Source organism: Rhodococcus sp. PvR099 (genome assembly GCF_017833315.1).
GTDB classification, from domain to species: Bacteria; Actinomycetota; Actinomycetes; order Mycobacteriales; family Mycobacteriaceae; genus Rhodococcus_G; species Rhodococcus_G oryzae.
Window position 1 is genome coordinate 1,091,713 of sequence record NZ_JAFIBV010000001.1, and the last position, 26,995, is coordinate 1,118,707.

1 protein-coding gene is annotated in these 26,995 nt (G+C 71.5%); it reads left to right on the top strand.

What is annotated here, in order from left to right; translation table 11 throughout:
• Window positions 1-62 precede the first annotated feature (62 nt).
• Entirely contained in the window at window positions 63-26,987 is a 26,925-nt protein-coding gene (locus JOE46_RS04980) for a non-ribosomal peptide synthase/polyketide synthase (RefSeq protein ID WP_209926478.1), read from the top strand.
• Window positions 26,988-26,995: the final 8 nt, after the last annotated feature.

Sequence of the window (26,995 nt, forward strand, 5' to 3'; positions counted from 1 at the left end):
TGAACAGAAAGATGGCGACACGCCGACCGCGAAGCGATGCTGCCCTCTACACGAGGTTGATGATGAAAGATCGATCATCGGATCAAGATCAGGGCGTCGAGTGGCCGCAGACCGCCGATCGCAGACCGGACGGTTCGTCTGATGCGTTTCCGCTGTCGGCGGTCCAGCGGAGTGTGTGGTTCGGTCAGCAACTCAACCCGACGGCGCCGATCTTCATTGCGCAGTACGTGGAGCTGCACGGCGACGTCGACCTCGACCTGTTGCGTTCGGCGGCGGTGACTGCGGCCCGTGAATTCCAGTCGCCGTTCCTGCGTCTGGTGGACACCGGCGGGGAACCGCGCCAGATGGTCGACCACTCGATCGACACCTCGATCGCGTCGTTCGACCTCCGGCAGGAGAAGGACCCGCTCGGTGCGGCGCATGCGTGGATCGACCATGACTACGTCACCCCGATCCAACTGACGCGGGACCGGCTGGTGGAGATGACCATTCTCCAGGTCGCCGACAGGGACTACCTGTGGTACTCGCGAATCCACCACGTCGCGCTCGACGGCTACAGCGGTATGACCATGGTGAACCGCATCGCGGCCCTCTACACCGCCGCGTCAAAAGGCGTCGATCCGGAACCGAGCCGGGCTCTCGACCTGCGCACGCTCTACGAGCTGGATCAGAAGTACCGCTCGTCGAGCCGGTTCGAGGTCGACCGCGAATACTGGGCCGAGCACGTGCGGGGGATCGAGGCCGGCTCCACGCTCGCGCACCGGGACGGGCCTGCGGCGGCCCGTTGCCGGCTGGAGAGCGCGCAGTTGACCGACGCGGCGCTCGATCGGCTGAACTCCTCCGACACCCGGGTCGGCGCGACGCCCGCGGCGCAGCTGATCGCGGCGTTCGCCTGCTATCTGTCGAGGATGACGGGGAGCCGCGACGTCCTGGTGAACGTGCCGGTGTCCGCACGCACAACCGCGCCGCTGCAGCATTCCGGTGGCATGCTCGTCAACGTCGCGCCGCTCCGGATCACGGTCGACACCGACGACACCGTCGCCGACCTCGTCCGGCGGGTACAGCTGGAACTGATGGGCGCCCTGCGCCACCAGCGGTGCAGTCTCGAGGACATCCGGCGCGACGCCGGGCTGACCGGTGTGCAGCACGGGCTGGCGGGGCCGATGGTCAACGTGATGCTCTTCCGCCAGGAGATCACCCTCGGGCCGATCGTCGGCGAGTATCACATCGTGACCTCCGGACCCGTGCAGGACCTGCTGGTCAACATCTACCAGAGCGGCACGCCGGCCAGGGCGCTCGTCGACTTCCGCGGCAATCCCAACCGATATGGCGAGGAGGAGTTGCGCACCCACCACCGGCGCTTCGTCGAACTCGTGGAGGCCCTGCTCGCCGCCGAGCCGACCACCGTGCTGGCGGACCTCCATGCCGAGTCGGCACTGATCGGGGAGCGCATGCGGCGCGAGACCGACGAGCTGGCGTTCTGGACGCAGGAGCTGGCCGGGCAGCCGGAATCGGCGGTGTTGCCCCGCGCAGGCCCGGCGACCGGCCGGACCGGTCGGGGCTCGATCTCGTGCTCGCTCGACCGCGACCTGCACGCTGCGGCGACGGTGCTCGCCCGCGACCTCGACGTCGAGACGTTCACCATGCTGCACACCGCGCTGGCCGCCGTGCTGAGCAGGCTCACCGACACCGACGACATCGTCGTCGCCGCTCCGGTGCCGAACCGGTCCGGCGCGAACCGGGACCGGCCCGCCACCGCCCCCACCTGCAACACCGTGGCCCTGCGCACCCCGATCGACCCGTCCGCCGCGTTCACCGACCTGGTGCGTGAGACGGACCAAAGCGAGCACCGCGCCTTCGCGCACCAGGAGACTCCGTTCGAGCGGGTCGTCGCGACGCTGGGCGCGCCCCGTCCGCGGGTGACGTTCAGCGCCCACGCCGCCCCGCCCGCCGTGATCGCTCCGGAGAACACCGAACTCACGGTCGACCTCACCGAGCGTTTCACCACGCGGGGCACGCCCGCCGGTATCGACGCGCGACTGACCTACGACAACGCCACGCTCGACGAGCAGACCGTGACCTCCCTGATCGATCGGTTCGAGCGGCTGCTCGCCGGGGTCACCGCGGATCCTGGCCGGCCGGTGGGGGACGTGCCCATCTTGACCGCCGCTGAAACCGCGGGGCTGACCCCGGTAGCGGGTCCGGCCGACGTCGCCCCGCGGACACTCGCCCGGATCCTCGCCGACGCGGTGGCCGCCGATCCGGACCACGAGGCAATCGTCGCCGACGGACGCAGGCTTTCCTACCGTGAACTCGACGAACTCGCCGACAGGCTGTCGAGGCGTCTGCTCGATCACGGTCTGGGTCCGGATTCCGTTGTGGCCCTGGCGATCGCGCGTTCAGTCGAGGCGGTGACCGCGGTCTGGGCGGTGGCTCGCATCGGGGCCGCGTTCCTGCCCGTCGACCCGAACTACCCAGTGGACCGGATCGAGCACATGCTCTCCGACTCCGGCGCCGCGCTCGGTCTGACCGTCCGGGCGCACAGCGGGCGGCTGCCCGAGACCATCACGTGGTTGGTCCTCGACGACCCGATCGAGGCGCCTGGCCCCACGGCTTCCGTTGCCGCGGCAACCCGTCCGGTCCGCCTCGACGACGCGGCCTACCTGATCTACACCTCCGGATCGACGGGCCTGCCCAAGGGAGTGGTGGTGACACATCGCGGGCTGGCGAACCTCGCTGCGGAGGAACGCGAACGGTTCGCGATCACCGCGGACTCCCGCACCCTGTCCTTCTCCTCGCCCAGCTTCGACGCGTCCGTGCTCGAACTGCTGATGGCGGTGGGGTCCGGCGCGACGATGGTCGTGGCCCCGCCGGACGTGTACGGAGGCGTGGAACTGGCGGACGTCCTACGCCGTGAGCGGGTCACGCACGCGTTCGTCACCCCCGCGGCACTGGCGTCCGTCGACCCCGCCGGGCTAGATCATCTCGAGTGCGTGGTCACCGGTGGTGACGTGTGCCCGCCCGCGCTGGTCCGGCAGTGGGCTGCACCGACATCCCAGAGCTCCCGCGGAGCAGCCCGACGGATGTTCAACGCGTACGGCCCCACGGAGGTCACCGTGGTCGCCGGGATCAGCGCCGCATTACGGCCCGGCGCCCCGGTCACGGTCGGCGGACCGTCTCGCGGGTGCGGTGAGATGGTTCTGGACCGGCGGCTGCAGCCGGTGCCGGTGGGCGCGGTCGGTGAGCTGTACGTGACGGGCGACGGGCTGGCCCGTGGCTACCGGCACCGGCCGGGGCAGACCGCGGAACGCTTCGTAGCGGACCCGTACAGCGCGGGCGGCGGACGGATGTACCGGACCGGCGACCTGGTGCGGTGGATTGCTCGAACGCGCGACGGGAGGCCGAGCGCGGCAGCGCTCGAACTCGAGTACCTCGGCCGCAGCGACTTCCAGATCAAGATCCGCGGCTTCCGGATCGAGCTCGGCGAGATCGACAGTGTGCTCGTGGCTCATCCGAGTGTCGCGTTCGCGGCGACCACCGGGCACACCCGTCCCTCCGGCGACGTCGTGCTGGTCGGCTACGTGTTGCCCCAGGCCGACGCCCAGATCGACGAGGCCGAACTCCTCGCTCATGCCGCCGCGTCGCTGCCCGCGCACATGGTGCCCGCGACGATCGTCGTCCTCGACCGCGTGCCGCTGACCCCGGCGGGCAAGCTGGACCGGAAGGCGTTGCCTGAACCTCGCCGGCGCGGGACCACCGCCGAGTACCGGGCGCCGCACACCCCGACGGAGAAGACGGTCGCCGCGGTGTTCGCGGAACTGCTCGGGCAGGCCCGGGTCGGTGCCGACGACAGCTTCTTCGATCTCGGCGGCGACTCCCTGATCGCCACGAGAGTGATCGGACGGGTGAATGCGGCGCTGCCGGTGCGGCTGAGCGTGCGGGACCTGTTCGCGGAACCGACCGTCTCGGGACTGACGCACCACATCGACCGGATTCTCGAGAACGCCGATCCCGGTCGGCCGACGCGAGACCGGCCCGCGCTCGTTGCGCGGAATCGCCCGGACCGGCTCCCACTGTCCCCGGCGCAGCAGCGGATGTGGCTGGTGAACCAGTTCGACATCGCTTCGCCGGCGTACAACATTCCGTTCGCCGTGACGTTCACGGGCGAGCTCGACCGTGCGGCGCTGCAGACCGCGTTGGGTGACGTGATCGACAGGCACGAGGCACTGCGGACGGTGTTCCCGGCCGATGTGCGGGGCCCCTACCAGGTGATCCTGCCGGCGCCGGACGCGGCGGTGGACCTGACACCCGTCGTCGTGGACCCGGAGCGGGTGGAGGAGTCGGTCGCGGCGGCGGCCGCCTCCGGTTTCGATGTCCGCGAGCAGATTCCGCTGAGAATCGCCCTGTTCCAGACCGGGTCGCGTCGACACGTCCTGGCCGTGGTGCTGCACCACATATCGGCGGACGGGCAGTCCGTCGAGCTGCTGGCCCGAGACGTGGCGGCGGCGTACGCCGCGCGGGCGGCCGGGCGCGCGCCCGAGTGGGATCCACTGCCGCTGCACTACGCCGACTATGCCCTGTGGCAGCGCGAACTGCTCGGGGCGGAGGACGATCCGCAGTCGCTCGCCGCCCGGCAACTCGCCTACTGGGGTGACCGGCTGGCCGATCTCCCGGCGGCGATCTCGCTGCCGCACGACCGTCCCCGGTCGCCGCGGACGACCGCCTCCGGCGGCCGGATCGAGTTCGATGTCGAGGCCGGGATCCACCGTGGCCTGGTCCGGATCGCTCGCGAGCACGGCTGCACGCTGTTCATGGTCTTACACGCCGCGCTCGCAGTTCTGCTCGCCCGGCTCGGCGCCGGGCCCGACGTCGCCGTGGGCACACCGGTCGCCGGCCGCGGCGAACCCGAACTGGACGACCTCGTCGGCATGTTCGTCAACACCCTCGTCCTGCGCAGCACGGTCCGACCCGAGACCACCTTCTCCGACCTGCTCACGCACGTGTGCGAGACCGACCTCGGAGCGTTCGCCCACGCCGATCTGCCGTTCGAGCGGCTGGTCGACGAGTTCGCCTCGGACCGGTCTCCCATCCACGCGCCGCTGGTGCAGGTGCTGCTCGAGTTCCAGCACGGCGAGCCCACGACGGTGGCCATGCCGGGACTGTCCGCGGAGGCGGCCGAGGTGGACACGGGTGTCGCCAAGTTCGACCTGCAGCTGGGGGTACGGGAACGGTTCGACATCTGGGGTCGCGCCGCCGGCCTGTCCGCGACACTGCGGTTCGCGACCGACCTGTTCGACCGAACCACGGTGGCCGAGATCGGCGACCGCCTGGTGCGGATCCTCGCCGCGGCGGCCGCCGATCCGGCCGCCGTGGTGGGCGACATCGAGATCACCGACGAGCAGGAGAGGTCACTCGTCGCGCGGGAGCGGCCCGGCCGCGCGGTGCCGCCGACCACACTGCCGGAGCTGTTCACGAGCGCCGCGGCGCGCAGCCCGGGCGCGTGCGCGGTCGTCGCGGGCACCGCCCGCATCCGGTATTCGGACCTGGCGGCGCGTGCGAACCGGTTGGCCCGCTTGCTGATCGGCCACGGAGTGGGGCCGGCGTCACTGGTGGCGGTCGCGCTGACGCGTTCGGACGACCTACCGGTCGCTCTTCTCGCGGTCCTCACCGCCGGTGCCGCGTATGTCCCCGTGGACGTCGACTATCCGGAGGACCGCATCGCCTACATGCTCGCCGACGCCGCACCGGTGTGTGTCCTGGTCGACGGCGGCGCGAGCGGTTCGGCTCTGCGTCGCACCGACATTCCGGTCGTCGACATCGGCGATCCAGGGGTGACGACCACGATCGGCACGCTGTCGCCTGCGCCGGTGACCGATGCCGACCGGACCGCGCCGTTGTACCCGGACTCGCTCGCGTACGTGATCTACACGTCCGGGTCGACCGGTCGGCCCAAGGGAGTGGCGGTCTCGCACCGCAGTGTGACCACGCTGTTCGCCAACGCGGCGGAGTTGTTCCGATTCGGCGGCGACGACGTGTGGACGATGTTCCATTCGCACGCCTTCGATTTCGCCGTGTGGGAGTTGTGGGGTGCGCTCATCCACGGCGGCACGGCGGTGCTGGTCGACCACGCCACGGCCCGCACGCCACACGATCTGCTGCAGCTGTTGCAGGACGAGGCTGTCACGGTCCTGTGCCAGACCCCGAGTGCCTTCCACCAGTTGGCCGACGCCGAGCGGACCCGCGCCGACGCCGGGGACGCCGCGTTGCTGCGCCTGCGGTATGTGATCTTCGGTGGGGAGGCGCTGGATCCCGGGCGGCTCACCGAATGGTTCTCTCGCCGAGGGGACTCGGCACCGCAGTTGGTGAACATGTACGGGATCACCGAGACGTGCGTGCACGTGACCCACGGCCCGTTGTCCGGGGCGCCGGGGGCTCGTCGTCGAGGGTTTATCGGCTACGCGCTGCCCGGGCTGCGGGTGCGCGTGCTCGACGAACGGCTCCACGTGGTCCCGCCGGGTGTGGTGGGCGAGCTGTACGTGTCCGGCGCTCAGCTGGCGCGGGGCTATCCGCGTCTCGCGGGGGAGACCGCGGCGCGATTCGTCGCCGACCCGTCCGGGGCAGGCACCCGGATGTACCGCACCGGCGATCTGGGCCGGTGGCGGGTGGACGGCACGCTCGAGTACGCCGGCCGCAGGGACCATCAGGTGCAGGTGCGCGGCTACCGGGTGGAGCTGGGCGAGGTGGAGGCGGCACTCGCGGCCGTGTCGGGTGTGGCGTCCGCGGTGGTGGTCGCGGACGAGGGACCCGTCGGGATCCGGCTGATGGGGTACGCGGTGCCGGACGCCGGTGTGGTTCTCGATCCGGACGAGGTGAGAGCGTCCGTCGCCCAGTTCCTTCCGGGCTACATGGTGCCGTCGACCGTGATGATCCTGGACCGAATCCCTGTGACCGCGCACGGCAAACTCGACCGCGCGAGCCTGCCGGTCCCCGGTGCTCCCGAGGGCTCCCACGTCGCGCCTCGGGACCCGGTCGAGGAGATCGTGGCGGGCGTGATCACCGATCTGCTCGGTGTCGACCGGGTGGGTGCGGACGACGGGTTCTTCGTCCTCGGCGGCAATTCGCTGGTGTCGGCGCAGCTGGTGGCCCGGATCAACGACGCGACCGGCGCCTCGCTCGGCATCCGGGACGTCTTCGACGGCCCCACCGTCGCCGAGCTCGCCAGGAGGGTCGGCGGGGAGGGCAGCGGGGTGCGCCGATCGCCGCTGATCCCGCAGCCCCGGCCTGCCCGGATCCCGTTGTCCCCTGCGCAACTGCGGATGTGGTTCGTCAACCAGTACGACCCGCAGTCCCCGGCCTACAACATCTCGTTCTCGCTGCGATTGTCGGGCGACCTCGACGCCCCGGCGCTGCGGGCCGCGCTCGGCGACGTCATCGCCCGACACGAATCCTTGCGCACGGTCTACCCGCTCACCGACGACGGGCCGTGCCAGGAGATCCTGCCCGCCGAGTCGGCCGAGCCCGGACTCGAGGTCATCCAGGTACGTGATGCGGACGACCTGCACGCCCGGATGTGGGCGGCGATGGCACGCGGCTTCGACGTCGCGGAGCAGATTCCGCTGCGGGCGATCCTGTTCCGGGCCGACGAGACCAACCACGTGCTCACCGTGGTGCTGCACCACATTCTCGCGGACGGCTTCTCACTGAACCCGCTGGCACGGGACGTGGCCGCCGCGTATGCCGCGCGGATGTGCCACGGCGCGCCGCAGTGGCCGCCGTTGACCGCGCAGTACGCGGACTACACACTGTGGCAGCTCGAATGGCTGGGCAATGAGGACGACGCATCGTCCCCGCTCGCACGTCAGCTCGACTACTGGACCACCACGCTTTCGGGCCTGGACGAGGTACTGGATCTGCCGAGCGACAGGCCCCGGCCTGCGGTCCGCTCGCAGTCCGGCGGGCGCGTCGCGTTCACAGTCGACGAGGGCCTGCACCGGGGCCTGATCGCGCTCGCCCACAGCCACGATGCGAGCGTGTTCATGGTGGTGCATGCGGCGCTGGCCACCCTGCTGTCCCGGCTTGCCGGCACCGACGACATCGCGATCGGCACCCCGATCGCCGGGCGCGGGGCCGCGGCTCTCGACGACATGGTCGGGATGTTCGTCGGCACCCTCGTGCTGCGGTGCGATGTCGGCGGGGCGTGCTCGTTCGGTGAACTGCTTCGCCGGGTCCGGGAGACCGACCTCGGCGCGTTCACGCACGCGGACATCCCGTTCGAACGGGTTGTGGAGGCGCTGGATCCGCCCCGCTCGCACGCACATACGCCGTTGTTCCAGGTGATGCTCGAGTTCCGGACCATCGCGCGGCCGGATCTCGCGCTGCCGGGCCTGCGGGTGGAGGCGCTCGACTCCGGCGACGTGGCCGCCAACTTCGACCTGCAGCTCACCGTGGCCGAGGAGTTCGACGCCACGGGCGCCGCAGCCGGGATGGCCGCCGGTCTGGTGTTCGCCACCGACATGTTCGACGAGGCCACCGCGCGGACCTTCGCCGACAGATTCGTGCGGATCCTGGAGGCGGTGGCCCAGTCCCCGGGCATGCCGGTCGCGGACATCGACATCCTCGACGGTGCGGAGCGCGCCGCGCTCACGGAGGTGCGGGGTGAACCCGGCGCACCACCGCACACGCTGGCCGCCGTGCTCGCGGCCGGGGCAGCGATCGATCCGCACGCGCCTGCGATCCGGTACGACGGCAACGAGATCTTGTACCTCGACCTCGACCGCGCATCGACCATGCTCGCCCGCAGCCTGATCGACGTGGGTGTCGGACCCGGTTCTGTGGTGGCGCTCGGCATGCCCCGCAGCGTCGAGTACATCATCAGTCTGTGGGCCGTCGCGAAGACCGGGGCCGCCTTCGTCCCGATCGACCCGGCGCACCCGGAGGATCGGATCGCCTTCATGCTCGACGATTCGGGTGCGGTCCTCGGGCTGACCGTCGCCCAGTCCCGGGACGTACTCCCCGATGGGCTGCGGTGGTGGACGCTCGACGCCGCCCGTCTCATGCACGACCACACCGCCGTCTCGCCGGTCCGTGACACCGACCGGACCACCCGACTGCGGCTCGACCAGGCCGCTTACCTGATCTACACCTCCGGCTCGACGGGAATCCCGAAGGGTGTCACGGTAACTCACCGTGGTCTCGCGGCGTTCGCCGACCACGTGCACAAGCGCTGTCGGACGACGCCCCACTCCCGCGCACTGCACTTCACGTCGCCCAGCTTCGACGCCTCGATCCTCGATTTCATCCTCGCGTTCGGTGCGGGGGGGACCCTCGTGATCGCGCCCCCCACCGTGTACGGCGGTGACGAGCTGAGGGAGCTGCTCCTGGCCGAACGCGTGACCCACTGCTTCCTCACCCCGACGGCGCTCGCCACGATGGACCCCGCCGGACTCGACGACCTGGTGTGCTTGGTGTCGGGCGGCGAGGCCTGCCCGCCCGACGTGGTGGCCCGCTGGGCCCCCGGACGGCGGATGCACAACGGGTACGGCCCGACGGAGGCGACCATCGCGGCGAGCATCAGCTATCCGTTGACCCCGGGCGAGCCCATCACGATTGGAGACCCGGCACCGGGATTCCGCGTGCGAGTGCTCGATCGCAGGCTGCAGCCGGTGCCGGTCGGGGTGCTCGGAGAGCTGTACCTTGCGGGCCCGGCGTTGGCCCGCGGCTATCACCGGCGTCCGGGGCTGACGGCCGGCCGGTTCGTCGCCGAATCCGGCGGGGCTCCCGGCGAGCGGATGTACCGCACGGGGGATCTCGTGCGGTGGACCACAGACGGTCAGTTGGTCTGTCTGGGTCGCGACGATCGGCAGGTCAAGGTGCGCGGCAATCGGATCGAGCTCGGCGAGGTCGAATCGTGCCTGACGGCAGCCGGATCCGTCGGTCAGGCGGTGGCGGACGTGCGCGCCGTCGGGCACCGGGGAGACCTGGTGATCGCGTACGTGGTGGCCGCGGCCGGGGCGGTGGTGGACACGGCGCGTCTGCACGAGGCCCTCGCGGCACGGCTGCCCGGGTACATGGTTCCCGCGCACATCGTGGTGATGTCCGAGATGCCGATGACCGTGCACGGCAAGCTCGACCGGGCGGCACTGCCGACGCCCGATCTCGGGGCGGAGGTGTCGGTGGGCCGGGCGCCGTCCGGCACAGCCGAGGAGAACCTGGGCCTGCTGTTCGCGGAGGTTCTCGGCCTGGACATGGTCGGGATGGACGACTCGTTCTTCGCCCTTGGCGGCGACAGCATCATGTCGATCCAGCTGGTGGCGCGGGCGAAGGCGGCGGGGCTTTCCCTCACGCCGCGTGACGTGTTCGATCACCCGACCGTCGCCGGGCTCGCCGCGGTGGCGGACTCGCGCACCGCAACCCGGCCGGCGACACTCGAAGAGTTGCCCGGCGGCGGTATCGGGCAGATGCCGCTCACCCCGATCCTCGAGTGGGTGCTCCGCCGCAGCGCCGGCCGGATCGACAGGTTCTCCCAGTCGGTGATGCTGACGCTGCCCTATGGAGTCGACCGGATCGCGCTCGAGGTCGCGGTGCAGGCCGTATTGGACGAGCACGACATGCTCAGGGCCCGGCTCGCACCCGACGGCGAAGCCGACGGTGACACACCCCGTCGCTCCGCTCGCCCCGGTGACTGGAGGATGACGGTTTCCGGCATCGGCAGTGTCACCGCCAGGGACGTGCTGACGCGTGTCGAGGTGGATTCGGTGGACGACGCGGCGTTCGACGTCCGCGCCGCCGCGGAGGCGGATGCCGCGGCCGACCGGCTGGATCCGGCCGCAGGCACGATGGTGCAGATCGTGTGGTTCGACGGACCGTCCGGCACCGGACGGCTGCTGCTGGTCGTCCACCACGCCGTCGTGGACGGCGTGTCGTGGCGCGTGCTGGTGCCGGACCTGGCGTCGGCCTGGGCGCAGGCGTCGGAGGGGCGGCTTCCCGAGTTGGCGCCGGTGGGCACGTCGATGCGCCGGTGGGCGCACGCTCTGGAAGATGCTGCCCCGCAGCGGGTCGGCGAACTGCCGATGTGGGAGCGGATCCTGGACGGCGACGACCCGGCCATTGGATCGCGACCGCTGGATTCCGCGCGCGATGTCATTGCCACGAGCGAGGTGCTGACCAGCGAGGCGTCCCCCGAGGTCACCGAGGCCGTGCTCGCCGCGCTGCCTGCGTCGCTCCGTGCCGACGTGCTCGACGGGCTGCTGACGGCCCTCGCGATGGCGGTGGTCCGCTGGCGCGCCGAGCGAGGCGTCGAACGGTCCGACGTCCTGCTCGGCGTCGAGGGGCACGGGCGGGAGGAGGCGGCGGCGCCCGGTGCGGACCTGACCCGCACGGTCGGATGGTTCACGACGCTCTCGCCGGTGCGCCCCGATCTGTCGTCGATCGACCTCGGCGAGGCGTTCGCCGGGGGAGCGGCGGCGGGAGCGGCGGTCAAGCTCGTGAAGGAAGAGCTACGGGCGATCCCGGATCGGGGGATCGGCTACGGGCTGCTCCGTGGGCTTGGCGGGGAGTCGGGGGCGCGGGTCCGCGGGTGGCGCGAGCCCCAGATCGTCTTCAACTACTTGGGCCGGATAGCCGGCACCGCCGGCGTTGGCAGGATCACCGCGGGGGCCGGCGACGATCCGCAGGCGTGGCTGCCCACCCCGCGTCACGGGCTCGGCAACGCCCACGATCCGCAGATGCCCGTGACGGCCGTCGTCGACATCGCGGCGGGGTTCGTGCCGCGGCCGGGAGGCGCTGTCCTGCAGTCGTCCTGGACGTTCCCGACCGGAGTTCTGGATGCCGCAGATGTGCACCGGCTCGCGGACCTGTGGCACCGGGCACTTGGGGCGCTCGCCGCCTACGCCCACACCGAAGGCGCGGGCGGGCTCACCCCATCGGACCTCGATCTCGTCCCGCTCGACCAGGCGGCGATCGACGCCCTCGAGGCACGGCGACCCGGGCTGACGGACGTGTGGCCGCTGACCCCGCTGCAGTCGGGACTGCTGTTCCACGCCCGTCTCGCGGAGCGATCGGTCGACGCGTACATGGTCCAGCTCGTCGTCGAGCTGCACGGCCGGCCGTCGCCGGAGCGGATGCGCCGGGCCGCGCGGACTCTGCTCGATCGCCACCCGAACCTGCGGGTGTGCTTCGTCGAAGACGATGCGGGCGAGGTGAACCAGGTCGTCGAGGGTCGTGTGTCGTTGCCGTGGAGTGAGATCGACCTGTCCGGCCTCGAGGGGTCGGCTGGCCGGGAACGCTGGCGGCAGCTGCTCGCGGAGGAACGTTCGACGCCGTTCGTGATGGACCGCGCACCGCTGCTGCGCTTCACACTGGTCCGGACGGGAGCGGAAGAGCGCCGGCTGCTGCTCACCCACCACCACATCCTGCTGGACGGCTGGTCGACGCCGCTGCTGCTCGAGGAGTTGCTCGCCCTGTACGCCGCCGACCGGGAGCCGACGTCGGCACCGGCGGGCGACTACCACGACTACCTGACGTGGCTGGCCGCGCAGGATCACGTATCCGGTGTCGCGGAGTGGCGTCGGGCCCTCGCCGGCGCCGACGGGCCGACGCTGCTGGTACCCGGGGACGGGTCTGTGCTCGCTCCGCAGGCTCCGCTCGACGGAGTCGTGATTCCGGCCGAACCAGGAGAGGCGACCCTGACCGTACCCGCCGAGGAGACCACGGCGCTGGTGGCGGTGGCCCGGGAGCACGGGGTCACGGTCAACACCGTCGTACAGGTCGCCTGGGCGCTGGTGCTCGGTGCACTGACCGGCCGCACCGATGTGGTGTTCGGTGCGACGGTGTCGGGCCGTCCCCCGCAGGTGCCCGGGATCGAGGCGATGATCGGACTGTTCATCAACACCGTGCCGGTCCGGATCGCGTTCGATCCCCGCGAAAGCGTCGGCGAGCTGCTCAGTCGTGTGCAGTCGGAGCAGGCGGCGATGCTCGACCACCACCACATCGGGCTCGCCGAGATCCAACGGGAGGCGGGTCCGGCGGCGACGTTCGACACCCTGACGGTCTTCGAGTCGTACCCCGTCGACCGCTCGGCGCTCGCGCGCGGCACCGACATCGCCGGCCTACGGGTGGTCGGTGTCGAGGGTTTCGACGCCACCCACTACCCACTGACCGTGCTGGCGCGCGTGGACGACCGCCTGCGGCTGCACCTGAAGTACCGGCCGGACCGGCTCGACCCGGCCGAGGTGGACTCGATCGCCGACCGGCTGCGGCGCGCGCTCGCGACCGTCACGCACGACAGGGCGCGCCCCGTCGCCCGGGTCGACCTGCTGTCCGAGCGCGAGGCGGCCGCGCCGATTCGGGGCGGCCCGGCGAACCCGCCACGGCTGCTGCCGGAGATCCTCGTCGCCGGGGCCGCGATCGAGCCCGACGGTGTCGCGGTGGACTCGGAGGACGCTCGGCTGTCGTACCGGGACCTCGACGAGGAGTCGAATCGATTGGCGCGGTACCTGATCGGTGCGGGGGCACGGCCGGGCACGGCGGTGGTGATCGCCCTGCCGCGTTCGGTGCGGTCGGTGACGGCCGTGTGGGCGGTGGCGAAGACCGGTGCGGCGTTCGTACCGGTGGATCCGACCTACCCGCGTGCCCGCGTCCAGCACATGCTCACCGACTCGGACGCCGCCGTGGGACTGGCACTCGCCTCCGATCGCGGCAATCTGCCGGACTCCGTGCATTGGCTCGTACTCGACGATCCGGGATGCGCGGCGGACCTCGCCGCTCTTCCGGCGGACGCCATCGCCGAGGTAGAACGGCCGGGCACCCTGCGCGTCGACGACGCGGCGTACCTGCTCTACACGTCGGGATCGACGGGCCTGCCAAAAGGCGTGAGTGTCACCCACCGCGGCCTGTCGAGCCTGCTCGCCGCGCAGCGGGACCGCTATGTTGTTCCGTCGACGGCGCGCTGCCTGCACGTGTGCTCACCGAGTTTCGACGTCTCGGTCCTCGAACTGCTGCAGGCCGCCACTGCGGGCGCGTGCCTGGTGATCGCGCCGCCGCACGTGTACGGCGGTGCCGATCTGGGCCGACTCCTGCGCCGCGAGCGGATAACCCACGTCTGCATCACACCTGCCGCAATCGCCACAGTCGATACCGAGCGCCTCGACGACCTCGAGGTGCTGGTCGTCGCGGGCGACGCCGTCGGTCCGGAACTGGTGGCCGACTGGGCGCCCGGACGGACGATGCTCAACGGCTACGGGCCGACCGAGTCGACCGTCCTGACGACGATCAGTGCACCCCTGGTGCCCGGGGCGAGGGTGCCGATCGGGGGCCCGGTGCGCGGCACCGACGTGTTCGTCCTCGACGGCTTCCTGCGCCCGGTCCCGGCAGGCGTGCCAGGAGAGCTGTACATCGCGGGAGCGGGGCTGGCCCGCGGATACCATCGCCGGGCCGCGTTGACCGCGGCGCGATTCGTGCCCGCCCCCGGCGGCGCGCCCGGCGACCGGATGTACCGCACCGGTGACGTCGTCCGGTGGTGGCCGGACGGCACGCTCGACTACCTGGGCCGCAGCGACTTCCAGGTGAAGGTGCGGGGACTGCGCATCGAACTCGGGGAGATCGACGCGGTCTACGCCGCACACCCGGCGGTCGGGTTCGCCGTCACGGTCGCGCGGCCACGGGAAGCCGGCGACCCGATGCTGGTGACGTATGTCATGCCGAACTCCGCGGACGGCGTCGATGTCGCCGACCTGACCGACCACGCGCTCCGGCTCCTGCCGGTGCACATGGTGCCGACCACGGTGATGATGCTCGACGCGATACCGCTGACCCCGGTGGGAAAGCTGGACCGCGCCGCGCTGCCCGAACCGGACTTCGACTCGCTGACACCGCGATTCCGGGAACCGCGCAACTCCACCGAGGCCGGTCTGGTCACCGTGTTCGCCGAGGTGACCGGCGTCGACCGGGTGGGAGTCGACGACGACTTCTTCACGCTGGGTGGCAACTCCCTCAGTGCGACGCGGGCCGTGGCCCGCATCAACCGCGCGCGCGGCAGCAGGATCGGGGTGCGTGACCTCTTCGAGTGCCGGACGGCGGCGGCGCTCGCGCCCCGGTGTGTGCGCGTCACCGCGCCGCACGGGGACGAGTTGCGCACGGGCACCCGGCCCACCCGCATCCCGCTGTCATCGGCCCAGGAACGCATGTGGTTCGTCAACCAGTTCGATCCGGCATCGGCGGCGTACAACGTGCCGATGGTGTTGCGGCTCTCGGGCGGCCTCGACGCTCCGGCCCTGCGGCGCGCGCTGGTCGACGTGGTGGAGCGACAGGAATCGCTGCGGACGGTGTTCCCATCGCCGGCCGCCGGCCCGTCCCAGCCTGCTGCCGGCCCCTCCCAGGTGACGGTGCCCGCGCCCGGTGTGGTCGGCGACCTGACGCCGGAACAGGTTGCCGCGGACCGGGTACCCGCCCGCATCGCCGAGATCGTGCACGAGGGATTCGATGTGGCACAGGAGGTTCCGGTGCGGGTGCGGCTGCTGCGGATCGCGGCGGACGACCACCTCCTCGTGCTGGTGGTCCATCACATCGTGGCCGACGGATTCTCGATCGGACCCCTGGCCCGGGACGTAGCGACGGCGTATGCGGCGCGGGTCAGCGGTGGTGCACCGAACTGGGCGCCGCTGCCGGTCCAGTTCGCGGACTTCGCCGTGTGGCAGCACTCGATGCTGGGCTCGCGGGATGACCGGGACTCACGGATCGCCCGCGAACTCGCCTGGTGGGAGGACCGACTGGCGGCGGCGCCGCCGGTGACCGGGTTGCCGCTGGACCGCCCGCGCGAGGTCCGGCGCTCGACGCGCGGTGGGCGGGCGGCACTCTCGGTGGATCCCGGCGTCCACCGCGGGCTCGTCGAACTCGCCCGCAGACACGATTCGACGGTGTTCATGGTGGTGCACGCCGCGCTCGCGGTGCTGCTGTCCCGCGTGGGAGCCGGCCGTGACGTCGTGGTCGGAACCCCGGTCGCCGGGCGCGGCGAGGCCGAGCTGGACGATGTGGTCGGCATGTTCGTGAACACCCTTGTGCTGCGCACCGCGGTCGAACCGGCGGACTCCTTCGCCGCGGTGCTCTCCGGGACGCGGGACGCGGACCTGGACGCCTTCGCACACGCCGACGTGCCGTTCGAGCAGCTCGTGGAGCGGTCGGCGTCGGCGCGATCCACCTCGCACACCCCGCTGTTCCAGGTGATGCTCGAGTTCCGCAACGTCGAGCGTCCCCACGTCCGGCTGCCTGGACTGACGGCCGAGGTTCTCGACGTCGAGATGGGCGAGGCGAAGTTCGACCTCCAGTTCGGGATCGGCGAGCGGTTCGAAGCCGGGGCCCCGGCGGGACTGTCGGGCGAGCTGCTGTTCGCATCCGACGTGTTCGACGAGTCCACCGCGACGGCGCTCGCGGACATGTTCGGCCGCGTGCTCGCCGCCGTCGCGGCCGATCCGTCCGTCCTGGTCGGGGACATCGACGTCGCGGGGGCGCTGGCGCGCGAGGAGGCCGCAGAGCGCGCGTCCGGCCCGGTGTCGGCGGACGGGACGCTGTCGGCGGACGGGACGCTGTCGGCGGTGCCGACGTACGAGACCCTGCCGGACCTGTTCGCCGCGACCGTCGCGGCCGATCCCGACACGATCGCCGTGGTCGCCGCGGACTCGCGGATGGCCTACCGCGAACTCGACGCGCGGTCGAACCGGCTGGCGCGCTGGCTGATCGACCGCGGCATCGGTCCGGAGTCGCTGGTCGCCGTGATGATGGAACGATCGGCCGACCTGGTGGCCGCGCTCGTCGGGGTCGCGCGGTCGGGTGCGGCCTACCTGCCGGTGGACCCGTCGTACCCGGCGGCGCGCATCGAGTTCCTGCTGGGCGATGCGGCACCGGCCTGCGTGCTGGTCGACGCGAGCGTGCCGGGGGACCTGGTCGCCGGCGCACCCGTGGTGCGTCTCGACGACCCGGACATGCGCACACAGCTCGACTCCCTGAGGGCCACACCGGTCACCGACGTCGATCGCACGGGCCCGCTGCACGCGGATTCCGTTGCCTACGTGATCTACACGTCGGGTTCGACCGGGAGACCCAAGGGTGTCGCGGTGACGCATCGGAACGCGGTGACGCTGCTGACCGGCGCCCGCGCCGTGCTCGGCTTCGGTGCGGGCGACGTGTGGACTATGTTCCATTCGTTCGCGTTCGACTTCGCGGTGTGGGAACTGTGGGGCGCCTTGGGGTTCGGCGGCCGGTTGGTTGTCGTCGGGCACGACACCGCGCGTTCCCCGGACGAGCTGCGCCGCCTGCTGGTCTCCGAGTCGGTGACGATGCTGAGCCAGACGCCGTCGTCGTTCTACCAGTTCGTACAGGCCGATGCCGCGGCCGACGACGCCACCCTCGCGCTCCGCTGGGTGGTGTTCGGGGGCGAGGCGCTGGACATGGCCCGCCTGGCGGGATGGGTCGAACGGCACGGCGTCACCGCGCCTGCTCTGGTGAACATGTTCGGTATCACCGAGACCTGCGTGCACGTGACGTGGCGGATGATCGACCTCGCGGCGGTCACCGGGCCGCGTTCCACCGGATCGGTGATCGGTCTCGGACTACCGGGTGTGCGGGTGTGGGTGCTCGACGAGCGGCTGCGCCCCGCGCCGCTCGGGGTGGCGGGCGAGCTGTACGTGTCGGGCGCGCAGGTGGCACGGGGATACCGGGGACGGCCCGGGCTGACCGCGGGACGCTTCGTCGCCGACCCGTTCGGTCCCGCGGGGCGGATGTACCGCACAGGGGATCGGGCCCGGTGGACCTCGGACGGCGAGCTCGCGTTCCTGGGACGCAGCGACTCCCAGGTCCAGATCCGGGGCTTCCGGGTGGAGCCGGGGGAGGTCGAGTCGGCGCTGACCGCGGTTCCGGGCGTCGGATCCGCCGTGGTGCTGGCGCGACCCGGGCCGACCGACGGCGCCGCACGCCTGGTGGCCTACGTGGTCCCCGAGTCCGGCGCCGCCCTCGATCCGGCCTCGGTGACCGAGGCCGTCGGCCGTCGTTTGCCCGGATACCTCGTGCCGTCCGTGACGACGGTCCTCGCGGAGTTCCCGATCACCGCACACGGCAAGCTCGATCGCGCCGCACTCCCCGAACCGCGACCGGGGACCGTGAGTGGGAGAGCACCCGGCACCGGGACCGAACGCCTGCTGGCGAGGCTGTTCGCGGAGCTTCTCGGTGTCGAGACGGTCGGTACCGACGAATCGTTCTTCGGGCTCGGCGGCGACTCGATCATGTCCATCCAGCTGGTGTCGCGGGCGAAGGCCGCGGGGCTGACGTTCACGCCGCGCGACGTGTTCGAGCGCCGCACCGTCGCAGGCCTCGCCGAGGTCGCCGACCTCACCGGCACAGACGACGTCGTCGTGCTGCCGGAACTTCCTGGCGGCGGCGTCGGCGACGTGCCACTCACCCCGATCATGCGGTGGCTGGTCGAGCGCTCGGGCACGCGGCGCGGTGGCGACTTCCGCCGCTACTCGCAGTCGGTCCTGCTCGCGGTGCCCGCCGAAATCGACCGCGAATCCCTCACCCGGGCGGTCGGCGCGGTCCTGGACCGGCACGACATGCTGCGGGCCCGGCTGCGCCCGGACGCCCGCTCCGAGTCCGGGTGGCGGCTCGAGGTACGCCCACCGGGGGCGGTGCCCGCCGACACGATCGTGCGAGAGGTCCCGATCGACGGCGTCGCCGGAGCGGACCATGCGACCCAGGGTGCGGTGGAGGCGGCCGCCGACCTGCTGGATCCGGAGTCCGGCATCATGATCCAGTTCGTGCACCTCGTCGGGGGAGACGCGGCCCGGTTGCTCGTCGTCGCCCACCACCTCGTGATCGACGGGGTCTCGTGGCGGATCCTGATCCCCGACCTCGCGCTCGCCTGCGCGCAGGCCGCGGACGGCGCGCAGCCGGACCTACCGCCGATCGGCACCTCGATGCGGACATGGGCGGACGGGCTCGTGCGGGCGGCGCGGGACCGCGCAGGCGAGCTGGACCTGTGGCAGTCGACGGTCTCCCGAGCATCCGTGGGACGCGCTGCGGGAGAACTCGATCCGTCGGTCGACATCGCGGGCACCCTCGAGCGCGTCGAGGTGGAGTTGCCTGCCGACGTGACCCTGGGCCTGACGACCACGGTGCCGCGGGTGTTCCACGGCGTCGTCGAGGACGGACTGCTCGCCGCGCTGGCCCTCGCGCTCGTGCACTGGCGGCGCGGCCGCGGCGTCGACACCGACGACGTCGTGGTGGCGCTCGAGGGACACGGCCGCGAGCCCCAGGTGGTACCGGGCGCCGACCTGTCCCGCACGGTGGGGTGGTTCACCTCGATCTACCCGGTGCGGCTCGATCTGTCCGGCATCGACATCGACCAGGCCCGCGGCGGGGGAGCCGCCGCGGGTGCGGCGGTGAAGTCGGTCAAGGAGCAGTTGCGCGCCGTGCCCGACCACGGGATCGGGTACGGCCTGCTCCGGTACCTCGGCGACGAAACCGGTGCCGAGCTGCGCGGGTTGCCCGAGCCGGAGATCAGCTTCAACTACCTCGGTCGGCTGGACGGCGGCACCGAACCTCGCGGTGACGGAATCTGGCTTCCGGTCACGGAATCCGGGCTGCACGATGCGGTCGCGGCGGACATGCCGGTGGCGTTCGCGATCGACGTCAACGCGGTGACGGTGCCCGGTCCGGACGGCCCGCGGATCAGGGCGACGTGGGCCTTCCCGCGCCGCGTGCTCGATGCCGCGGACGTGGAACGGCTCGCGCAGGGCTGGATCGCTGCCGCGCGCGGGGTGGTCGAGCGGGCGAGCACGCCTGGTGCGGGCGGGCGGACCCCGTCGGATCTGGGTCTGGTGCACCTGGACCAGGCGGCCGTCGAGCGGTTCGAGGCCCGGTTCCCTTCGCTGTCCGATGTGTGGCCGCTGACACCGATCGAGCGCGGCATGTTCTTCCATGCCGAGCTCGCCGGCGCCTCGGTGGACGCGTACCTGGTGCAGCTGATCCTCACGCTGGGCGGCGAGGTGGACTCACTGCGTCTGCATCGGGCGGTCCGGAGCCTGCTCGACCGGCACGCGAATCTGCGCACGGCGTTCGTGCGCACACCGGAAGGGGAGGCCGTACGGATCGTCACCGGCGATGTGGCCGCGCCGTGGACCGAGACCGACCTGCGCGCGCTCACCGAACCGGCGGCATCGGAGCGGTTCGGTGAGATCCTGGCCGAGGACCGCACCCACCCGTTCGACATGGCATCGCCGCCACTGCTGCGGATCGGCCTGGTGCGCATGCCCGATGGCACGAACCGGCTGATCCTGACCAACCACCACATCCTGCTCGACGGGTGGTCGACGCCGCTGCTGCTCGAGGAACTCGTCGTCCTCTATGCGACCGACGGTGACACCTCCGCGCTGCCACGGGTCCGCCCCCACCGCGACTATCTCGAATGGCTCGCGGCGCAGGACCGGCAGGCGGCGCTGCGTGCGTGGGCCGATGCCTTCGTCGGGGCGGACGAGCCCACCCTGCTGGTCCGCGACGGGTCCGCCACGACAGCGCAGTCCGCGCCGTCGCGGGACATGCGGTACGAGTTGGACGGCCCGGCGACCGAGCGACTGCGTGCCCTCGCGCACGAACGCGGACTGACGCTCAACACCGTCGTCTCGGTCGGGTGGGCGATCGTCCTCGGCCTCCTCACCCGTCGCGACGACGTGGTGTTCGGCGCCACCGTGTCCGGGCGACCGCCGCACGTGCCCGGCATCGAATCGATGATCGGACTGTTCATCAACACCGTGCCGTTCCGGGTCCGACTCGATGCCGCGGAAACCCTTGGTGCGTTGCTGGATCGGGTACAGGCGGAGCAGGTGGCGCTGCTCGATCATCACCACGTCGGGCTCACCGATGTCCGGCGCGCCGCGGGACCGGCCGCAGCCTTCGACACGCTCACCGTGTTCGAGTCCTATCCCGTGCGCAGCACGCTATCCGCGGACGCCGACATCGCGGGGCTGCGACTGCAGGGCGTCGAGGTTCGCGACGCCGCTCACTACCCGCTGAGCGTGGTCGCGTCCGCGACCGACCGTCTGCGCCTGACGATGAAGTTCCACCCCGACCTCCTCGACGGGACGGCGGTCGACGCTGCCGCCCGCAGGCTGCTGCACGTCCTGCGCGCGATCGGTGACGATCCCCGGCGACGCCTGGCCGGACTCGGACTGCTGACCGCCGACGAACGCCGGATGCTGGTTCCGGTGCGGGGCGGACCTCGCAGCGCCGCCCGGACGCTCCCGGAGATCCTGGTGGAGGCGGCCGCCCACGATCCGGAGGCGGTCGCGCTGGTCGCCGGCGGACACGAGGTCACCTACGCGGACCTCGACGCCCGGTCCAATCGCCTGGCGCGCGCACTGATCGACCGTGGAGCGGGGCCGGAAACCTCTGTGGCGCTCGGTATACCGCGTTCCGTCGAGTCGGTGCTCGCAATGTGGGCGGTGGCCAAGACCGGGGCCGCGTTCGTCCCGGTGGACCCGGACTATCCCGCGGAGCGGGTCGAGCACATGCTCGCCGACTCCGGTGCAGGCGTCGGGCTGACCGTCGCGGCGCACCGGCACCGGCTGCCCGACACGGTGCCGTGGTTGACGCTCGACGACCCCGGATTCGCCGCGGACTGTGCGTCCCGACCGGCGGAGCCGGTGACCGACGCCGAGCGCACGGCGCCCGTGCGGATCGACCATCCGGCGTACCTGATCTACACATCCGGCTCCACCGGCCTGCCCAAGGCGGTCACCCTGACCCATCGGGGCCTGGGGAACTACGCCGACGAGCAACGGGATCGGTGCGCGGTGACCGCGGACTCCCGGACGCTGCACTTCTCGTCACCCAGTTTCGACGTCTCTGTGCTCGAGTACCTGCTGTGCTTCGCCGCAGGCGCGACCATGGTGATCGTGCCCCGTGGCGTCTACGGCGGCGCGGATCTGGCCGCGTTGCTGAAGAACCAGCGCGTCACGCACGCCTTCATCACGCCTGCCGCCCTCGCCTCGATCGACCCGGCGGGGCTCGACGACCTGCAGTCCGTGATGGTCGGCGGCGAGGCGTGGCCACCGGAACTGATCGCGAACTGGATGCCGCAGCGGCGCATGCTCAACGGGTACGGGCCGACGGAGACCACGATCGTGGTGAACATCGAGGACTGCGTGCCGGAGGTCGTGCCCTTCACCCTGGGCCGGCCGATCCGCGGCGTCGCCGAGATCGTGCTCGACGCGCGACTGCAGCCGGTGCCGGTGGGTGTCGAGGGGGAGATCTACATCGCCGGTCCCGGTCTGGCCCGCGGCTACCACCGGCGGGCAGGCACGACCGCCGGACGATTCGTTGCCGACCCCTTCGGCGCGCCCGGCGAGCGGATGTACCGCTCCGGCGACGTCGGGGCGTGGACCCCGGACGGGAAGCTCGAGTACCGCGGGCGCAGCGACTTCCAGGTGAAGGTGCGGGGCTTCCGCATCGAACTCGGCGAAATCGACGCCGCACTCTCCGCGCATCCCGACGTCCGGTTCGCGGCCACCCTCGACCGCCCCGGGCCGGGCGGCGACACCGTGTTGGTCTCCTATGTGGCTCCGGTCGCCGGCCGGGACATCGCCGTCGACGACCTCCGAACCCGGTTGTCCGCCCAGGTCCCCGACTTCATGGTGCCGGCATCGATCGTCGTGCTCGACGAGATCCCGCTCGGTCCCACCGGGAAGCTCGATCGCCGCGCACTGCCCGATCCCCAATTCGGCCACACCCCGATGGTGTTCCTGGCGCCGACCAACCCGGTGGAGGAGGCGGTGACCGAGGTGTTCGCGACCACGCTCGGGGTGGACCGCGTGGGGATCGGCGACGACTTCTTCGAACTCGGCGGCAATTCACTGTCCGCAACGCGCGTGGTCGCCCGGCTCCGGGAGACCCTCGGCGTCGAGCTGGGCGTCCGCGCGCTCTTCGCCGCGCCGACCGCGGCGGCACTGGCAGAGCGCATCGAGCATGCGGAAACGGGAGCGTCCGGTCGCCCCGCGCTCGAGGCGCTCGAACGACCGGACGTTATCCCGCTGTCCGCGGCGCAGCAGCGGATGTGGTTCATCAACCAGTTCGACCCGGCGTCGCCCGCCTACAACGTCCCGCTGGTGGTGCGCCTGTCGGGTGCCCTTGACGCCCCGGCCCTCGACGCCGCACTGGCCGACGTGGTCGACCGGCACGAGTCGTTGCGGACCGTCTTCCCGACCGGACGAGACGGCCCGGTGCAGGAGGTTCGCCCGGCGGCCGAGGCGGCGCCCGTCCTGCGGCCGGTGCCGGTCGTCAGGGAGGAGGAGCTCGCCCGGCGGATCCACGCCGAGGTGTCCGCGGGGTTCGACGTCACCGCGCGCGTACCGATCCGCGGCGCGCTGTTCGAGCTCGGTGCCGACGAGCACGTCCTGGTGCTGGTGGCGCACCACATCTCGGTCGACGGGCTGTCGATGGGACCGCTGTCCCGGGACCTGGTCCGCGCATACGCGGCGCGGGCGTCGGGGCGCGCACCCGAGTGGTCACCGCTAGCGGTCCAGTATGTCGACTACACGCTGTGGCAGCACCGGCTGCTCGGCGACGCCGACGACCCGGGGTCGCTGGCCGCGCGGCAGCTCGACCACTGGACGTCGACCCTGGCGGGGGCACCGGATCTGCTTGGCCTGCCGACGGATCGACCGCGCCCGTCGCAGCAGTCGTTCCGCGGCGCGCGCACGGGCTTCGCGATCGATCCGCAGCTGCACCGCAGGCTCGAGGAGTTCGCCCGGCGGCACGGGACGAGCGTGTTCATGACCGTGCACGCCGCGCTCGCGGTGCTGCTGAGCCGCCTCGGCGACACCGATGACATCGTGATCGGCACGCCGGTCGCGGGCAGGGGAGAACCGGCGCTCGATGACCTGGTCGGCATGTTCGTCGGAACGCTGGCGCTGCGCACCCGGATCGATCCCGCGCAGTCGTTCGCGGATCTGCTGGCCGCCGTGCGGGAGGTGGACCTCGGCGCCTTTGCACATGCCGACCTCCCGTTCGAGCGGGTGGTCGAGGCGCTCGACCCGCCGCGCTCGACGGCGTACTCGCCGATATTCCAGGTGGCATTGGAGTTCCAGAACGACACGCGGGCCCGCCTCGATCTGCCGGGCCTGACCGTCGAGGGCCTCGCCCCGAACTCCGGTGTGGTGAAGGAGGATCTCGAGTTCGTGCTCGCCGAGCAGTTCGACGACTCGGGCGCACCGGCCGGTATCGCCGGGAGCATCGAGTACGCGACGGACCTGTTCGACGCCGTGACGGTGCGCGATGTCGCCGAACGATTCCTCCTGCTCCTCGAATCCGCGCTCGCCGATCCGCACGGCGCTGTCGGCGACATCGGGATCCTGCGCGACGACGAACTCCGCGACCTCACCGCGGCGCACGGCGACCCCGACGCCCAGGAGCTGTTGTTCCCCGAGCTGCTGGCCGAGGCCGGGCACGATCCCGATGCGATCGCGGTCGCCTGCGACGGCGTCGAGGTCTCCTATGGGGAGCTGGATCGGCGGTCGAACCGGCTGGCGCGGATGCTGATCGGCCGCGGTGCCGGTTCGGAGCGCTACGTCGCGCTCGCCTTGTCGCGCTCGCTCGAGTCGGTGCTCGCGGTGTGGGCGGTCGCGAAGACGGGGGCGGCGTTCCTGCCGGTCGACCCGGGCCACCCGGCCGGGCGGATCGCGCACATGCTCGGTGATTCCGGTGCGGCGCTGGGGGTGACCGTCGACGAGACGCGGAATCGCCTGCCTGACGAGGTCGACTGGGTGGTGCTCGACGATCCCGACACCACGGAGGTGGTCGCGGTCATGCCGGACGCGGCGATCGTCGATGCCGAGCGGATCGGCACCGTACGCGTCGACCACCCCGCGTACCTGATCTACACCTCCGGGTCGACCGGCGTCCCGAAGGGCGTCGTGCTCACCCACCGGGGTCTGGCGAACCTCGCCGCCGAGGAGCGCACCCGCCTCGATGTCACTCCGGATGCCCGCACCCTGCACTTCGCGTCCCCGAGCTTCGACGCATCGGTGTTCGAGATCGTGATGGCGCTGAGCGCGGGCGCGACCATGGTGATCGTCCCACCGCACGTGCGCGGGGGCGCGGAGCTGGCCGCGGCCCTCGAGATAGGTCGCGTCACACACGGATTCGTCACCCCGACCGCGCTGGAGTCGGTGGATTCCGGCGGGCTCGACGCGCTCCGGGTCCTCGTCGTCGCCGGTGAACCATGCGCCCAGGAACTGGTGGCGCGGTGGGCTCCGGACCGCACGATGCTCAACGCATACGGCCCCACCGAGACCACGATCATGTCGAACATCAGCGACCCGATGGCCGCAGGTGCCCCGATCACATTCGGTGGACCGATCCGCGGCGTGTCCGAGCTGGTGCTCGACAAGCGCCTGCACCCGGTGGCACCCGGTGTGGTGGGGGAGCTGTACGTCGCGGGGTCGGCCCTCGCCCGCGGCTACCACCGTCGGCCCGCGTTGACCGCCGACCGCTTCGTCGCCGACCCGTTCGGCCGGCCCGGTGAGAGGATCTACCGCACCGGCGACCTGGTCCGTCGACGGACCGACGGCACGCTCGAGTACATCGGCCGCAGCGACTTCCAGATCAAGGTCCGCGGCTTCCGCATCGAACCCGCCGAGATCGACGCCGTGCTCACCGCGCAGCCGGGCGTCGGGTTCGCGGTGACGATCGCGCGCACCGGACCGGCGGGCGACACGCTGCTGTGCTCGTATGTACGCGCGACCGGGGACTCGCATCTCGTGCCCGACGAGCTCCGCCGCGCCGCGGCGCAGCGACTTCCGAGCCACATGGTGCCGGCCTCGGTCATGGTGCTCGACCGGATCCCGTCCACCCCGACGGGCAAACTCGACCGGGACGCGCTGCCGATGCCGACGTTCACCTCGGCCGCGTTCCGAGAACCTGCCGGTCCGGTGGAGTCGGCGGCCGCAGACGCATTCGCGTCGGTACTGGGGGTGGAACGGATCGGCGCCGACGACAGCTTCTTCGACCACGGTGGCAACTCGCTGTTGGCGACCCGCGTGGTCGCCGAGCTCCGTGAGCGGCTCGGACGGGAGGTCTCGTTGCAGATGCTCTTCCTGGATCCGACACCGGCCGGGATGGCAGGCCGGATCGGTGCCGAGGACGCTCTCCAGGGCGTGAGCGTCGAGGACGCCCTCCGGGTCGTGATCCCGCTGCGCGGCAGCGGAACCGGCCGCCCGCTGTTCTGCGTCCATCCCGGAATCGGGTTGTCGTGGGGATACGCCGGGCTGGTCCGATACCTGCCCGCCGATCGACCCGTGTTCGGACTGCAACTGCCCGCGATCACCGGCGGTCCGGGGTACGGATCGATCGAGGAGCTCGCACGGCGGTACGTCGACGAGATGCGCGCGATCGCCCCCGAGGGGCCGTACGACCTGCTCGGTTGGTCCCTCGGCGGCGTCCTCGCGCACGCGATGGCTGTCGAACTGCAGAGTCGGGGTGAGTCCGTCTCGACCCTGGCGGTCATGGACAGTTACCCCGACGACGGCTCGGACCCCCTGCTCGGACGGCTCGAGGTCGCGGACCTGCTGCGTGGTCTCGGGCTGGACGTCGGTGCGCCCGAGCGGCATCGGGATCTGACCTACGACTCCGCTGCGCGCATGCTGGGCGAGTTCCTCGGCAGTTCGGGGATCACGGCGGCGCACCTCGAGCGGATCAACGACGGATACGCGAACTCGCGGCTGCTGGTGCACCGCTTCGTGCCCGGTGTGTTCGACGGTGACCTCCTGGTGTTCCCGGCGCAGCGCGGGCAGGGTGGGGGCACCGATCGCTCGGCGCAGGAGTGGCAGCCGCTCGTCACCGGTGGCATCGACGAGTGCCCCGTGGACTGCGGGCACAACGAGATGATCGAACCATCGTCGTTGTCCGTGATCGGTCCCGCGCTCGCCGCCCGCCTCGGAGGTCACACCTGACCACCAGA

Excerpts from the sequence above, each read along its gene's own strand:
- JOE46_RS04980 (WP_209926478.1), top strand. The coding sequence starts at position 63 with ATGAAAGATCGATCATCGGATCAAGATCAGGGCGTCGAGTGGCCGCAG.